We start from the raw sequence: 15,782 nt of genomic DNA, 5'->3' as shown, positions 1-15,782 counted from the left end.
CGGGTTCTCCGTTGAATCGGGGCACGTGAATCAATGCACGCGCTGCAACTGTTCGCGCCGGTAGGCCCACTGCGACTCGTAGGCCATGGCGCTGGCGGCGAAGGAGCCGGCATCCGGCGTTACTGGCGACAGGCGCGAGGGCGGCCGGTCGACATCGCTGGCACGCTCGTCCTGCCAGGGTGTCAGGAACAACCCCACTGCCGACTCCTGCTCGCCGACGATGGTGGTACCGGCCTCGGGCGCGGGAGGCTGCGCCAGGGCGACCGTGCCCCACAGGCATAGCGACAGCAGCAGGCCTCTCATGGCTGTACCCCGGCGACGCTCACCGGCGGCGGCTGCGCGGCTTCCAGCTCCTTGATCCAGGCACTCACGATCAGGTTCTCGCCACCCTTGAATTGCTGGTAGCTGCGGTAGTACGACAGCGCCTGCTGCGGGCGCTTCATCGATACGTCGTAGAGGATCGCCAGGTTAAGGTGCGCCACGGCGTAGTCCGGTTGTGACGCCAGGGCCTTCAGGTAGGCCTGCTCGGACGCGACAAGGTTGCCGGACTCGCGGTAGAGGCTACCGAGCCAGTTGTACGCCATGGCGTTTCGTGGATTGGCAGCCACGGCACGCGTGAAGCTGGCGATGGCGGCGTCGCGCTGCTGGCCCTGGGCCTGGCTGATGCCTAGCGTGGTCCAGGGTCCGGACAGCTCGGGCTGCTCGCGCGTCAGCACCAGCAGAATGTCCTGCGCCGGCTTGCGCTGGCCGTTCTTCAGCAAGGCCAGTGCTTCCTGGTAGCGCTGCTCCGCCTTGCCCGCCGCAGGCGCCTGGACCGCGGCCGCCTTCGGTGCCGGCGGAGGTGCCGGAGGATGCGGGCGCGGCGCCGGACCACCGGCGCAGGCCGCAAGGCCCAGGACCATCGCGGCCAGGGCGCAAAGCTCAGCGTAGCGCTTCATAGTTCGTCTCCCTCTGGTCCTGCTTGCCGTAGCGAGCCGGCGCGAGTTCCGCCAGCGCCCAGCTGCTGCGGCGGATCGACTCGTCCCAAAGGCCCTGGCGCAGGCGCTGCAAGTTCATCTCGTGCGCCTGGATCGCCTTTTCCTCGAAGGGATAGGACTGCTCTTCCAGCAGCAGCTCGTACTCTTCCAGCGCCTCGCCGCGCAACTCGCGCGGCCGCTCGGACGCCAGCAGCGCCCGGCTGAAGTCGCGCCATACGCCGCCGATGTCGTAGGTGGCGGCGGTGGTGACCTCGGCGAAGCCGTAGCCCGCGGCTCGGCTGAGGCCGGCGATGGCACGCTCGGTGGCGGCCTTGCGGGCCGGCAGGGTCTTTTCCACCGGCGAGCGCAGCGCCAGCTCGCGCGCCTTCGACGCCTCGATGCGGCCCAGCTCCAGGCTGGCCTGCGCGGCCAGCAGGCGTGTCTGCGGCGTACGCGCCGAGCCACCGCGCGCATCGGCATCCACCAGTTCGACGAGCCAGCGCTGGTAACGCGGCGCATCATCGCGGGCCAGGTCTGCCAGGCGGCGCCGTGCCTGCTGCGCCGGCTCCAGCGGCTGCGGATAGCGCGAGAGGTAGTCCTCGTAGGCACGCAGGCTGGCCGATGGCATGCGCGCCTCGCCGTAGAGTTCGGCGGCGAGCCAGGTGGCATCGCGCCGCAACGCCGGCTCTTCGGTGGCACGTGCCGAGATCCGGGCATAGGCATCGGCCGCCTGCGCCGGGCGCCCACCCTTCTGGTAGGCCACCGCCAGCTTGCGATCCACCTCCGGCAGCAGCGGCTGCTGCGGGTAGCGCTGCCGGAAGGCTTCCAGCGCCGCCTGCGCCTGCGGCCAGTCCTGCAGCGCGATCAGTGCGGCAGCCGCGTCGTAGTCGGCGGTGGCGCGTATGCCGGCCTCGGGGGCCGCGCGTCCGACTCGCTGGAAGGCCGCCGCGGCGCCGCGCAGGTCACCCGCGCCGCGCGCCGCCTCGCCCTGGCGGTAGATGGAGGCGGCGAGCTGCTCGACCGTCGCCTGCCGCGCGGTATCGCCGGCGGGCACTCGCTGCAGCAGTGCGGCATAGGCCGACTCCGCTTCGGCGTACTGCTTCTGCGCATACCTGGCGTCGGCCACGATACCCAGCACGCTGCGCGCGAGGTCCGGCGGCAACTGCGCGGAGCCGTCCAGCACGCGCTGTGCCTGCGCCACCGCCTGTGCGTGATCGCCCAGCGCGTAAAGATCTCCGGCGGCACGCGCCAGCACGGTGAAGCGCTGCGAATGCTGCGGATAGCGCTCGGCCAGCTTGAGGCTCGCCGCCACCGATTCGCGCAACGCATCGCTGTGCGCCGCGGGCATCGCTGCCGCCTGCTGCCAGGCCTGCACCACGGCGTAGGCGGCCTCGGCACTGCGCGCATGCACGGGATAGTCGTAGGCCACGCGGGCGTATTGGCGCGCGGCTTCTTCCGCGCGGCCGCCGTCGAGCAGGGCATCCGCCATCGTCAGGTGGATGGCCGGCGCCTGTGCGTCCTGCGGGTATAGCGACAGCCAGCGGCCGTACCACTCGGCCGCCTTCAGGAATTGCGCCCGTCGCATCGGCCCCGCCGCGGTACGCTGCGCACTGGCCTGGTAGTGGCGGCCAAGCTCCTCGATGTCCTGGCGTACCTGCGCCTGCACCTCGGCCGGTACGGCCGCCACGGCCCAGTAGGCGCTGCCCGGCGCGTACTCGCGTACATAGGCTTCCTTGGCGGCCACCAGTTGCTCGGTGAAGCCGCCACGCTCGTAGGCGGCAATGGCCTGGCGCTGGAAGCCCGGCGCCAGCGCATGGCGCGGGTGGCGCTCGATGAAGGCCAGGTAGCTGCCGGCGGCGTCGCTGTAGCGGCGCTTCTCCAGCAGTTGCTCGCCCAGCGCCGCATGCAGCAGCGCGGCAAAGCGCGGCTCGCCGGATTGCACAAACTGGCGGTTGAGCGCAGCGCCACCACCCAGCGCCGCGAGCGACAGCCCGACGCCACGCAGCGCGTCGCCGGCCAGTTCGGCGCGTCCGCTGCGCACGGCCGCCAGCGCGGCCTTGGGGTCGCTCAGTTCGCCCGGCGGCAACTCGCGATCCAGCACGGCGATGAACACCGGCAGGGCCTGCTCGTGCCTGGACTGCTGCAGCAACGACCAGGCGTACTTGTACTGCGCCGGCTCGAACAACGGCGTCTTGCCACCCAACGCCACCACCTCGCGATACTGCGACTCGGCCTCGGCGTAGCGGCGATCACGGTAGAGCAGTTCGGCGGCACGGAACTGCGCATCTGCGCGGCGGATCGATTGCGGATAGCGCTGTCCGAGCTGCCTCAGGCTGGCGACGGCCTGTGCCTCGTCACCGCGCATCTCGCTGGCGCGGGCGAGCTGGTAGAGCACGCGATCGGCCCGCACGTAGTCCGGCTGTTCGGCCAGCAGGCGGCGATAGGCATTCACGGCCCGGTCCAGTTCTGCGGCATCCATCTCGCCGGACTCGGCGAGCCGGATGCGCAGGTCGGCCGAGCGCCGCAGGGCCTCGGCGCGGATCGCCGGATCGATACCGGACAACTCCTGGATGCGGTCATACTGCTCCAGGGCCTGGCGCGGATCGGGCGTGACCTGTGCCGATCCGGTCACGCGCAGGATGCTGGGCGTGCGCACCAGCAGCCAGCCGTTCTTCGACAGGCCATTGTTCTCGGTGACCGAGCCGACGGTGGAGACCGCATCCGCCGCAACGGCAGCAGCGCTTGCCAGCAGCAGGCTCAGCATGAGTCCGGCGCGGATCATGAGGCTTCGTCCTCCAGCGGTCGATCATGCACGCGCGCCAGCGCCAGGCGCGCCTCCGCGAGATAGGCCAGCGTGTGCTGCTGCTGGCGGCGCAGATGGTCCAGCGTCAGCGTGCGCAAGTCCTCATCCTGTTGCTGCGCCACGGCGGCGACACGCTGCCGCAGCCCGGCGATGGAGGCCGCCATCCCGGCCGGGGCGGAGTCGAGACGCGAGGCCTGTGCCCGCAGGACCTGGTCGATCTCGGCCAGGCGCTGCTGCGTCGCCAGGGCGTCGAGGAAGGCCGGCTCCAGCATCAGCGGTTTCAGGTAGGCGGTAGCCCCGGCATAGGGCAGGTCCGCCAGTTCGCGGCGCCAGCCGTCGACCTCGTCGTCCATGCGCTCCCGCAGGCGCGCGCTCAGTTCGCCGCCGGAGACGTGACGCATCGCGGCATCGAGTTCCTGTCGTGCACGCTCCAGGTCGCCCACGGCGCGGCGCAGGTACTGCTGAGACTGCTCGTGCGCACCGAGATGCGCCAATGCATAGGGCACGGCCAGCAGGCCTTCCTGCACCGCCGGATCGGTGGCATCGCGCCCCAGCAGTTCCACCCAGGGCACCAGCGCCCGCTGCAGGTCGAGCTTGCGCTCGCCGGACAGCGCCACCGAATGCAGGTAACGGAACGGCGTGCTGCGCCGCAGGCGGGCAGCATCCTCGGGGCCTGCCGGCCACAGGGGCGCCTGCGCGACGAACATGCCGCTGCCTTGGGCTTCCGCCGGCACCAGGAAGGACCAGCCGAAGCCCAGCAGCGCGGCGTTGGAGCAGGGCCCGGGACTGCGGATGCGCGCGAACACCGGCTTGGCGCGCTCGCCCTGCCCTTGGCGCAGCAACTGGTACCCCAGCTCCAGGTTGGCGTAGTCGCGCAGCATGCGGGACTCGGCGTCCGGCGAATCCGCACTGCCCATGGCCTCCAGTTGCGCCGCGGCCTGCGCATCGCCCTGGCGCAGCGCGGCAACGGCGGCGCCGAAGCGATCCAGCAGCGGCGAACCGCCCGGCACGGCCGGCGCCGCCAGGCCCAGCGCGGCGAAGCTGTCGGCCATGCGGCGCTCGAAGGCCACCGGCAGCGGCATGCCGCTGGCACGCAGGCGCTCCAGCACCGCGGCGGCGTGAAGCGCCCGTCCGGTACGCAGCAGGAAATCGGCGGCGCGCAGTTCCGGCGCCTCCAGTGCGGCCTGCGGCTGCGCCCAGTCCTGCCACTGCAGGCTCGGCCTGCCGCGCAGGCCCTGCCTGGTCAAGGTCAGCTCGACACGGCCGGCGGCAACGCCTTTGCTGTACTCCTGTTCGATCTGCGCGTGCAGGCGCGCATCGCCCGGCTGGGCATCCTCGGCTCGCGCGATGAAGTCCACGCGCAGGCGATGGACGCCTTCGGCCATCGGCGCCAGGGTGATCGTGTGCAATCCGCCGCTGCGCAGCGCCAGGGCCTCACGGTCGCTGTAGCGGTGGCGCGCGGTCGTGCGACCGTCCAGCGTCACGCTGACCTCACGCAGCAGCGAACCCTCGATGCGATTGCCGACGTAAAGGATGAGACGCTGCGCGTCGGACGTCGCCGGCAGGGACTGCGCCTGGCGGTCCAGCTCCAATGCCGCGGAGGCCAGCGCCACGGGCGTCTCGGCGCCATGCGCCGGCAAGGCCGGCAGCGCCGTCGCCAGCATGCACCAGATGGATGCACCGCGAAGGATCGCCAGCGAACCGCGGCCCGATGCGGGCTCCGACGCGGTTTTGCCTTCTGCGATCAACGACATGACCAAGCTCCCCTGAGAAGTGCTGCACAGGAAGCGGGCATCGTTGACCGCGGTACCTACGAGGTCTGCGTTGACCTCGATTCAGAAGTAGCAATGGCCATGCCAGATTAAATGTCGCCCTGGCGGCGAGCCTGTCAGAAGGTCCAGCGGATTTGCAGGCCCGGACTCAGGTCGGAGTGCCCGTCGAACAGGCCGGATTCCTTGTCGTCGTCCCAGGAAGACATGCCCGAGGGCCGCGACACCGAATCCGGCGCCACCACGGTCGGGCTGACGCTGATCTCGCCGTGGCGCAGCTTGATGGCGCTGAAGTCGTGGTTCGCGGCGACGCCGATCAGCGCGCCGGCGATGACATCGCGCCAGTAGTGGTTGTCGGTTTCCACACGGCTGTAGCCCACCCAGCTGGCGGTGAGGTAAGCCGGCACACCCCAGCCCCAGCCGTATTCCTTGCGGATGAACTCGGCACCCATGAAGGCCGAGGCGGTGTGTCCCGAGGGAAAGGACCGCGGTCCGCCGTTGGGGCGCTTGGCATCGACGGCGTACTTCAGGCCGTAGGTGACCAACTCCATGCGCGTGAACGACACCAGGAAATCACGGCGCGGCGAGCCATCCAGGGAGGGCCCGGGCCAGTTCAGGCCGCCGGTGCCTTCCTCGGCAGGCGCCGCACCCAGCGAGCTGAAGTCGAAGGACGGGGCATCGCGATCGCGGTTCAGCAGCCAGGTCAGCGCCAACCCCACCACCGGCACGCCGAACTGCAGCAGGTCGCCGCTCATCTCGACGTTGTGAAGGGTCTGCGTGGTATCGCCAGCGCGCGCCGGGACCGATACCAGCAACGATGCTGCGATGCAGGCGCTGACAAGGCTCCGGACTAGGGGATTCCACTGCATCGGGGCACCTGCGGCCACTCCACTGCGCGGGATTCGCGCAAGGTGGATGCTGCGGGGGGGCGTGTCACCGTCGCGTCAACGGCGGCCGTGGCTCATCGGCGTTGCGCTACCGCTCGGCGGCGTCTCAGGCGGCGGCCAGGCGCGCCAGCTGCCCGCGCACCCGCTCGGCCAGGTCCCGGCGCGGACCCAATAGGCGATGCAGCTCTTGGTCGGTGGCGTAGCCGATGGACTGACGGTAGGCGTTCCTGGCCTGGGCGTAGCGGTCCTGCATCGCCACCAGCCCGGCCAGGTCGGCCACCGGGCGTCTCCCAGCCTGCGGGTGCTGGCGCAGGTAGTCGCCGCAGCGGCGTACATGGTTCTCGAACAGCCGCTCCGCCGACGTGGCCGGCACCAGCGACAGCAAGCCGACCTGGGGCCCGGGCCCGAAGGCGTTGGCATCGCCGCCGTTGTTGGTCACGAGGAAATGGCCGTCGTCGAACTCGGGGCCGAACTCGATCACCCCCGCGCTGCGCGCCTGGCGGGCGAGCCGCAGGCGCAGCCAGCCGATCCACCCCGGCCAGGCCGGCCGCAGGGCAAAGCTCAGCGCCACGCCGCCCTCGCTGGAGAGATAGCAGCGCAGCAGCGTGCTCTCGCTGAGCATCGGCGCCAGGTGGCGCGGGTCGAAGTCGCCGAGATAGCTGAAACCCAGCGCCGCAAGCTGCTGCCGTGCAGCGGCGGCATGGCGCCGCATGAAGGCGGGGAAGATCTCGGCCGGTACCGGCTGGAGTTCGCTGGCCGGCTGGTGCCCGAGCTGGAACAGCTTGTCGGCGATGCCGATGGCCAGCAGGGTGTCGGGCTCGCCATCGCCGAGCGGCTCCAGCACCGCCGACAAATCCTTGCCCTGGCGCATCTGCTCCGCGGCATTGCGCAGCAGGGAGGCGGCGAGATCATCTTCCACGCTGCGGCGGCCGGCCTCCGGCTCCGGTGTCGCGGCCGCTTCCAGGCGACTCGCCAGGGCGGAAGCCTGGGCCGCCGCGGCAGCGGCGCGCTCGGCGGCGCCCTGCTCCCAGGCTTGCCGGCGCATCTCTTCGGCGACGTTGCGCAGGACGTGGCCGCCCGGCAGCGCCGCCAGCAGCAGTTCGTACTCCGTCACCGCCTCCGCATGCCGCCCAAGGTCCTGCAGGCGTCGCGCCAGCTGCATGCGATAGCGCGACGCATCCGCCACCAGCGGCAAGGCCCGGCGCAGGTCGGACACTGCGGACTCGAGCCGGGCACGCGACAGCAACGCACCATTGGCTCCCGGCACGGTGTCCTCGCCCGGCAACGGGCGACGGGCGGCATTGCCGGCCCACAGCGCGCGCAGGGCATGGCCTTCGCCGTCGGCCGAGTCGAGCGCCAGCGCCTGGTCGAGCGACTCCTCGGCATCCGCAAGCCGGCCGCGCTGGTAGCGGATCAGCGCCAGTGCGCGATGCGCCGGCGCCAGCGTACCGTCCAGTGCCACGGCCAGCTGCAGGTCACCCTCGCGTTCCGGATAGTCGCCGCGCAAGGCAAAGGTCAACTCGGCGCGGCGCAGCCAGGCCTTGGCGAAATCCGGATTGAGCTCGATCACGCGCAGCACCGCCGCCAGAGCTTCCTCCTGCCGCCCCAGGGCCGACAAGCAATGGGAGCGATGCCAGTGCAGCGGCGCCTGGTCGGGACGTTCGGCGAGCTTCTGGTCCAGGATCGGCAGCGCGGACGCATACTCGCCCGCACGCAACAGGCGCTTGAGAATCTCGGTCCGCGGTTCGGCCACTTCGCTCATGCCCCGCCCTTCACCCGTCTCAGCGGTTCATCACGCGTCCCATGGTGGCGGCCAGCATGCGCCGCGGCAACAGGCGCGGCATCACCGCCCCCAGCTTGACGGCGAACCCCGGCACGTAGACGCAGGCGTCGCGCTGCAGCGCGCGCAGGCTGCCAGCCACCACGGCCTCGGCCGTCATCATCACCGAGCGGGGAATCTCCTGCTTCAGCTTGTCGCCGCCGGCCGCCTCGAAGAATGGCGTATCCACCGGTCCCGGACAGACCGCGAGGAAGCGCACGCCGCGCTCGCGATACTCCGCCCACAGGCCCTGCGTCAGCGACAGCACGTAGGCCTTGGTGGCACCGTAGACGCTCATGTAGGGCATCGGCTGGAACGCGGCGGCGGAGGCAATGTTGATCACCGCGCCGTGGCCGGCCTGGACCATCGCCGGCAGGAAGGCATGGATCAGTTCGGTGAGCGCGCCGATGTTGACCGCCACCATGCGCTGGTCGCGCTCGTAGCCGTCCTCGTGGAAATGAGCGGAGGAGCCGAAGCCGGCGTTGTTGACCAGCAGGTCCACCTCCAGGCCACGGCGCTTCACCTCGTCGGCGAGCAGCTCGCCCGGATCGGGCTTGGCCAGGTCCATGGAGATCACCTCGACGCGGCGGCCTCGGGACTCGCGCAGGCGCTGCGCCAGCTTCTCCAGCTCATCCTGGCGGCGCGCCACCAGGATCAGGTCGGAGCCCTGGGCCGCGAGCTGTTCGGCAAAGATGGCGCCGATGCCGCTGGAAGCGCCGGTGATCAGCGCGGTGCGATACGTCGTGGACATTTGTCTCTCCCGGACAGCCGGAACAAAGCATTCCAGTCCGCGAACGAACGCAAATGAACGCGAATTAAGGAATGGCGACTGATTTGCGTTTATTCGCGTTCATTTGCGGACTGCGTCCCTTCCGCCTTCCTCAGCGGAGGAGACCCAACAATTTTTGCAATTCGCTGTTGCTCTTGAACGCGACCGTGAGCTTGCCGCGTCCCTTGTCGTTCTGTTGCAGCTTCACCGCCAGGCCGATGCGGCCAGCGACTTCCTTCTCGATCTCGCCGATCGCCGCGGGCGCCGCCTTGGGCGCGGCCTTCTGCTGCGGGTTGGCCTGGACCAGCGCCTCGGTCTGGCGCACCGACAGGTGCTGCTCCGCGACCATCGTCGCCAGCGAGGACTGGCGCGCACCCTGCACGCCCAGCAGCACCTTGGCGTGGCCGAAGGACAGGCGGCGCTCGCGCACCAGGTCCTGCACGTCGGCATTGAGTTCCATCAGGCGCAGCAGGTTGCTGACCGCCGCGCGCGACTTGCCCACCGCCTCGGCGCAGGCCTCGTGCGTCAGGCCGCATTCCTCGATCAGCTTGTGCAGCGCCTCGGCTTCTTCCAGCGCGTTCAGGTCGGAGCGCTGGATGTTCTCGACCAGCGCCACCGCCATCGCGCCGCGCTCGTCGAGCGAGCGCACCACTGCGGGAATCTGCTTCAGCCCCGCCAGCTTGGCGGCGCGCCAGCGGCGCTCGCCGGCGATGATCTCGTAGCGGTCGGCACCCGCCGGGCGCACCACGATCGGCTGCACCACGCCCTGGGCGCGGATCGAGGCCGCCAGGGACTGCAGCGCCTCCTCGTCGAACTGGCGGCGCGGCTGGTGCTTGCCGGGGCCGAGCCGCTCCAGCGGTAGTTCGCGCAGTTCCTCGCCGGGCTCGGCCGTGGGGCTCACCGCGGTGGCGCTGGAGAGCAGGGCATCCAACCCGCGGCCGAGGCCGCGCTTCTTCTGTGCATTCATGCGCTGAGCCTCATCTGCCCGCCGTCATGGCGGCGCAGGACCTCGCCCGCCAGCGCCAGGTAGGCCTTGGCGCCGGAGGACTGTGCATCGTAGAGCATCACCGGCAGACCATGGCTGGGCGCCTCGGCCAGGCGCACGTTGCGCGGGATGATGGTGCGGTAGACCTTCTCACCGAAATGCTGCGTCAACTGGTTGCTGACGTCGTTGGCGAGGTTGTTGCGCGGATCGAACATCGTGCGCAGCAGCCCCTCGATCTCCAGCTTCGGGTTGATCACGCGCTTGATCTTGTTGACCGTGTCCATCAGCGCGGTGAGCCCTTCCAGCGCGTAGTACTCGCACTGCATCGGGATCAGCACGCCGTCGGCCGCCACCAGGGCGTTGACGGTCAGCTTGGACAGGGCCGGAGGGCAGTCCAGCAGCACGTAGTCGAACTGGTCGGCCACCTCGGCCAACACGCTCTTGAGCGCGAAGTCGCCGGCGGCGACGTCGCGCAGCTTGATCTCGGCTTCGGTCATGTCGCCGTTGGCGGGCATCAGCGACAGGCCGATCTCCGGCAGGTACTGGATGACCTCGGCCGGCTGGGCCTGTTCCAGCAGCAGGTCGCGCGCGGTCTTGCTGACCGCGCTCTTGTCCACGCCGATGCCCATGGTGGCATTGCCCTGGGCGTCGAGGTCCACCAGCAGCACGCGGCGCTTGGTGGCCGCGAGCGACGCGGCAAGGTTGATGGACGTGGTGGTCTTGCCCACCCCGCCCTTCTGGTTGGCTACGGCGATGACGTAACTCATGACTTCATTCCTGCGATGACCGCATGGCGATCTTCATCCAGCCCCGGCACCCGCAGGCGATGCGTCCCCCCAATGACGAATCGAGCCGGCACGCTGGCCAGCTCTTCGGGGTCTAGTTTGCCTTTCATGGCCACCCATTGGCCACCCGGGGCCAGCAGGGCCTCGGTACCGGTAAAGAAATCGGCCAGCGAGGCGAAGGCCCGGCTGGTGATCATGCCGAATGGCGACTCAGGTCGGAAGGCCTCGACCCGGGCCTCGGCGACGGCCACGTTGGGCAGGCCCAGGGTCCGGACGGCGTGGCGCATGAAACGCACCTTCTTGCCGTTGCTGTCCAGCACCGTGACGTCCAGCGCCGGATTGGCGATGGCCAGCGGAATGCCCGGCAGGCCGGCGCCCGCACCGACATCGAGCATGCGCCCCCCAACATGGGGCAGCAGGGCCAGGGAGTCCAGCAGATGCTTGGTGACCATTTCGCCCGGGTCGCGGATCGCCGTCAGGTTGTAGGCGGCGTTCCACTTCTGGAGCTCGTCCAGGTAGGCCATCAGCGGCTCGGCCAGGCCGGCATCCAGGCCCAGCTCATCCAGTCCGGCTTCCAGCTGCGCGCGCGGATTGCGGGCACGGCGGTAGGGGGAGGGGGACGGGCTCATGGCGGGACGGCAGGCTCCAAAGGGCGCGCAGTATAGCGCCGCCGCCCCCGGGGGGCCTTGGCCGCTCAGCGCTTCAGCGACCCCAGGATGCCGCGCAGCAGTGTCCGCCCCACCTCGCGCCCCACCGTATTGGCGATGCTGCGGGTAACGCTCTTGATGGCGGCCTCGGTCACGGTGTCGCTGCGGCGGGCCGCGGGCTTGCGCGGGGCCGGCTCGGCCCGGCGGCCGCCCGGCACCGGCTGGGATGAGGCCTCGTCCCACCAGCCATCGCCTCCGGCCTTCGGCGCGGGTGCCGGGGCGGGCGCCGGCCGGGATGCGGCCGGCGGCGGGGTGGCCTCGGCGGCGCGCTGCGACAGTTTCTCGTAGGCCGACTCGCGATCCACCACAGTGTCGTACTTGCCGGCCACCGGGCTGCGCGACATCACGGTCTTGCGCTCCTCCGGGGTCAGCGCGCCCATGCGCGAGCGCGGCGGGCGGATCAGGGTGCGCTCGACGATGCCGGGCACGCCCTTGTCCTGCAGCGTCGAGACCAGGGCCTCGCCCACCCCCAGCTCCATGATGGCGGTGGCGACATCCAGCTTGGGATTGCTGCGGAAGGTGGTGGCGGCGGCCTTCACCGCCTTCTGGTCGCGCGGCGTGAAGGCGCGCAGCGCATGCTGCACGCGGTTGCCGAGCTGGCCCAGCACGCTCTCCGGCAGGTCCAGCGGGTTCTGCGTGATGAAGTAGACGCCGACACCCTTGGAGCGGATCAGGCGCACCACCTGCTCCACCTTCTCCACCAGCGCCTTGGGTGCGTCCTTGAACAGCAGGTGCGCCTCGTCGAAGAAGAACACCAGCTTGGGCTTGTCGAGATCGCCGGCCTCGGGCAGGCGCTCGAACAGCTCTGCCAACAACCACAGCAGGAAGGTGGCGTAGAGCCGCGGCTTCTGGAACAGCTGGTCGGCGGCCAGCACGTTGACGATGCCCTTGCCGCTGAGGTCGGTGCGCATCAGATCGTTCAGGTCCATCGCCGGCTCGCCGAAGAAGGCTTCCGCGCCGTCCTGCTCGAGCTGGATCAGTGCGCGCTGGATGGCCCCGACCGAGGCCTTGCTGACCAGGCCGTACTCGGCGCCCAGGGCCTTGGCGTTATCCGCCACGTGCACCAGCGCGGCGCGCAGGTCCTTGAAGTCCAGCAGCAGCAGGCCCTGCTCGTCGCAGTACTTGAAGGTCAGCGACAGCACTGCCTCCTGCACGTCGGACAGGTCCAGCAGGCGCGACAGCAGCGTCGGCCCCATGTCGGAGATGGTGGCGCGCACCGGGTGTCCGGAAACACCGAAAACGTCCCAGAACACGGTGGGATAGTTCTGCGGCGCATAGCCGGCCAGGCCGATCTGCGCGGCGCGCTCGACCAGCTTGGGCTTGGCCTCGCCCGCGGCGGCGATGCCGGAGAGATCGCCCTTGATGTCGGCCGCAAACACCGGCACGCCGATGTCGGCGAAGCCCTCCGCCAAGCCCTGCAGGGTGATGGTCTTGCCGGTGCCGGTGGCGCCGGCGATCAGGCCATGGCGGTTGGCGTAGGCCGGCAGCAGGAACTGGGGCGTGTCGTCGCCCTTGCCGATCAGGATCGGGTCGGTCATGGCTGGAAGGGTCGCAATGGAGATGTGGCCCATCTTCGCCAATCGAGCCCTTCAAAGGGAAGGCGCGGACTGTAGGAATTACTCCCGACCCGTTCACACCGAGTGCTGCGAAGCGGTGTATCGAGGGGGCGCGCGTCCCTCGATACGGCCCGCCATGGCGGGTCACTTGGTATGACCGGGTCCTGATAAAGACGGCAATGAGGAAGCCGGGCGAACGTCGCCCGGCCTTTGCCGATCACAACGCTCTCCCTAAGCCAGCTTCGCCCGTGCCGCCGACCGCTCGATCACGTCCGCCCGCTCCGCCGCGTAATTGCCGGCGATGTATTCCTTGCTGAAGTCATCGGTCAGGATCACGTCGAAGCGCACGCGGTCGTACTCGGCGGCCTGGTCGGCCTCCTCGCGCGTCATCAGGTTGCGCGTGACGGCGTCCTTGAGTCGATCCGCCACGGTGTCGCCTGCCAGCTCGCCGCGGTTGGCGTGCTTGTAGTACTTCAGGTACGCGGCCTCGCTGCGCAGCGCCACCTCCCAGGCATGCTCCATGCGGCCAACCGGGTCATGCACACCGCCGTTCTTGAACACCAGCCAGGACAGGCGCTCGCGCACGTCGCTGGGCTCCAGGATCATGTCGGCCACCTGGGCGTTGAGGCGGTCGCCGACCGGCTTCACGCGATTGCCCAGCGGGAACACCACCAAGCGCATCACGCCGCGCGCCCAGGCCACCGGGAAGTTGTCGATGAAACCCTCGAAGGCCTTGGCGATCTCGTACATCGCATGGTCCAGCGCCCAGCGTGCATGCGCCAGCTCCGCCTCGGACTTGCTGCCCTCGAGATAGAACTTGGCCACTGCGGAGGCGATGTAGAGCTGGCTCAGCACGTCGCCCAGGCGCGCCGACAGGCGCTCCATGAACTTGAGCTTGCCGCCCAGCACGCCCATGGTGAGGTCGGAGCAGAAGGCCAGACTGGCCGAGAAGCGCTCCATCTGGCGGAAGTACGGCGCCATCTCGCCCGCCACCGGCGAGGACGCCAGGCGCGAACCGGTGAGGCCCAGCGTGAAGGCACGCACCGCCCGGTTGATGGAGAAGCCGATGTGGCCGAACAGCAGCTGGTCGAACTTGGACAGGTCGTCGTCGCGCGCCGCTTCCATCTCCGGGAACACGTACTCGTGGCAGCGGATGGCGCCCTGGCCGAAGATCATCAGGTTGCGGGTCAGGATGTTGGCGCCTTCCACGGTGATCGCCACGGGCGCCGCCTTGTACGCAGTGGCCATGAAGTTGCGCGGCCCCTGCTGGATCGCCTTGCCGGCCATCACGTCCATGCCGTCGGAGACGATCTTCCGCATCAGCTCGGTCATGTGGTACTTGGCGATGGCGGTGACCACCGACGGCGCACAGTGATCCACCGCCGAGGCCGTGAGCACGCGCATGGCTTCCAGCGTGTAGGCGTAGCCAGCGATGCGCCCGGTAGCCTCCTGCACGCCCTCGAACTTGCCGACCGCCACCTTGAACTGGCGGCGGAAGCGGCCGTACACGCCGGTCATGCGGTAGGCGCTCTGCCCCGCCGCCGTGCCCAGTGCCGGCAGCGAGATGCCGCGGCCGGCAGACAGGCATTCCACCAGCATGCGCCAGCCCTTGCCCGCCATGGCGGGGCCACCGATGATCCAGTCCACCGGGATGAACACGCCGCGGCCGTGGATGGTACCGTTGTGGAAGGCCGCGCCCGGGTAGTGGCGCCGGCCGATCTCGATGCCCTCGTGCTTCGCTGGGATCAGCGCGCAGGTGATGCCGTAGTCGGCCTTGGCCTTGTCGCCCAGCAGGCCGTCCGGATCGCGCAGCCTGAAGGCCAGGCCCACCACCGTAGCGATGGGCGCCAGCGTGATGTAGCGCTTGGAGAAATCCAGGCGGATGCCCAGCACCTTCTTGCCCTCGTGCTGGCCGTAGCAGACCGTGCCGAGATCCGGCATCGCGGTGGCATCGGAGCCGACCTCGGGGCCGGTGAGGCCGAAGCAGGGGATCTCCTTGCCGGACACCAGGCCCGGCAGCCATTGCTGCTTCTGCTCGTCGGTGCCGTAGTGCATCAGCAGTTCGCCGGGGCCCAGGGAGTTGGGCACCATCACCGTCACCGCCATGGTGATCGACTTGGTCGCCAGCTTGGTCACCACCGCCGACTGCGCGTTGGCCGAGAAGCCCAGGCCGCCATATTCCTTCTTGATCAGCATCGAGAAGAACTTCTTCTCGCGGATGTAGGCCCAGACCTGCGGCGGCAGGTCCCGGTCCTCGAACTCGATCTTCCAGTCGTCGCAGAGCTTGCACAGCTCCTCGCACTCGTTGTCGAGGAAGGATTGTTCCTGGGGAGTCAGCGCGGTGTAGCGGAACTCCAGCAGCTTGCTCCAGTCCGGACGCCCGCGGAACAGATCGGCCTCCCACCAGGTATCGCCGGCCTCCAGGGCCTCGCGCTCGGTGGACGACATCTCCGGCAGCACCTTCTTGAACACGCCGAAGATCGGGCCGGTGAGCACCGCGCGGCGCAGGGGGCGGACATTGAGCAGGACCGCCACCGCCAGGAACACGGCCGCCGATATCGCGAAGGCCGTGGCACCAAGCGCGCCGGCGAGCTTGAGCGCCAGCAGCAGTAACCCGGCACCGAGCGTCCATACCAGCAGCGGAGCGCCGACATAGGCCAGGACCCAGGCCACCAGCAGCGCGGCCAGTACAACGGAGAGAATCGACATGGGGTACCTCCTTGGAGGGCCGCTCAAGGCCCCTTGC

The 15,782-nt window shown here is 69.7% G+C and carries 12 protein-coding genes; all 12 read right to left on the bottom strand.

Annotated features, from left to right (window positions below; all coding sequences use genetic code 11):
- Nucleotides 1-30: 30 nt before the first annotated feature.
- A complete protein-coding gene (locus QT386_RS00865) occupies nucleotides 31-303 on the bottom strand; it encodes a hypothetical protein (protein ID WP_289271838.1) in 273 nt (90 codons plus the stop codon).
- Nucleotides 300-938, bottom strand: coding sequence for a tetratricopeptide repeat protein (locus QT386_RS00860; protein WP_289271837.1), 639 nt, complete (start codon nucleotides 936-938; stop codon nucleotides 300-302). Before QT386_RS00860 ends, QT386_RS00865 begins: the two co-directional genes overlap by 4 nt.
- Nucleotides 922-3,738 (bottom strand): tetratricopeptide repeat protein, encoded by a 2,817-nt coding sequence (locus QT386_RS00855; RefSeq protein ID WP_289271836.1) that lies wholly within the window; start codon nucleotides 3,736-3,738, stop codon nucleotides 922-924. The genes QT386_RS00860 and QT386_RS00855 overlap by 17 nt, the downstream gene beginning before the upstream one ends.
- The gene (locus QT386_RS00850; protein WP_289271835.1) at nucleotides 3,735-5,513 is read right to left on the bottom strand and encodes a hypothetical protein; all 1,779 of its coding nucleotides are present in this window, start codon (nucleotides 5,511-5,513) and stop codon (nucleotides 3,735-3,737) included. Before QT386_RS00850 ends, QT386_RS00855 begins: the two co-directional genes overlap by 4 nt.
- 134 nt (nucleotides 5,514-5,647) lie before the next feature.
- Nucleotides 5,648-6,343, bottom strand: a complete 696-nt coding sequence (locus tag QT386_RS00845; RefSeq protein ID WP_289271834.1) for a phosphatase PAP2 family protein — start codon at nucleotides 6,341-6,343, stop codon at nucleotides 5,648-5,650.
- 178 nt (nucleotides 6,344-6,521) lie between these two features.
- The gene (locus tag QT386_RS00840; RefSeq protein ID WP_289271833.1) at nucleotides 6,522-8,177 is read right to left on the bottom strand and encodes a tetratricopeptide repeat protein; all 1,656 of its coding nucleotides are present in this window, start codon (nucleotides 8,175-8,177) and stop codon (nucleotides 6,522-6,524) included.
- Between the two features lie 19 nt (nucleotides 8,178-8,196).
- Nucleotides 8,197-8,985: an SDR family oxidoreductase gene (locus tag QT386_RS00835; protein WP_289271832.1), complete on the bottom strand. Its 789-nt coding sequence runs from the start codon at nucleotides 8,983-8,985 to the stop codon at nucleotides 8,197-8,199.
- A 130-nt stretch (nucleotides 8,986-9,115) separates the two neighbouring features.
- Entirely contained in the window at nucleotides 9,116-9,970 is an 855-nt protein-coding gene (locus tag QT386_RS00830; protein ID WP_289271831.1) for a ParB/RepB/Spo0J family partition protein, read from the bottom strand.
- On the bottom strand, nucleotides 9,967-10,755 hold the full coding sequence (locus QT386_RS00825; RefSeq protein ID WP_289271830.1) for a ParA family protein: 789 nt from the start codon (nucleotides 10,753-10,755) through the stop codon (nucleotides 9,967-9,969). Before QT386_RS00825 ends, QT386_RS00830 begins: the two co-directional genes overlap by 4 nt.
- On the bottom strand, nucleotides 10,752-11,402 hold the full coding sequence (gene rsmG, locus QT386_RS00820) for a 16S rRNA (guanine(527)-N(7))-methyltransferase RsmG (RefSeq protein WP_289271829.1): 651 nt from the start codon (nucleotides 11,400-11,402) through the stop codon (nucleotides 10,752-10,754). The genes QT386_RS00825 and rsmG overlap by 4 nt, the downstream gene beginning before the upstream one ends.
- Before the next feature lie 65 nt (nucleotides 11,403-11,467).
- Nucleotides 11,468-13,018: a helicase HerA-like domain-containing protein gene (locus QT386_RS00815; RefSeq protein WP_289271828.1), complete on the bottom strand. Its 1,551-nt coding sequence runs from the start codon at nucleotides 13,016-13,018 to the stop codon at nucleotides 11,468-11,470.
- A gap of 249 nt (nucleotides 13,019-13,267) precedes the next feature.
- Entirely contained in the window at nucleotides 13,268-15,745 is a 2,478-nt protein-coding gene (locus QT386_RS00810; RefSeq protein WP_289271827.1) for an acyl-CoA dehydrogenase, read from the bottom strand.
- Between the last annotated feature and the right edge of the window lie 37 nt (nucleotides 15,746-15,782).

The sequence above is a fragment of the Solimonas sp. SE-A11 genome (genome assembly GCF_030345715.1).
Lineage (GTDB): Bacteria > Pseudomonadota > Gammaproteobacteria > Nevskiales > Nevskiaceae > Solimonas_A.
The sequence above is the reverse complement of the archived record's forward strand: the minus strand, read 5'-3'. Positions and strand labels throughout refer to the sequence as shown.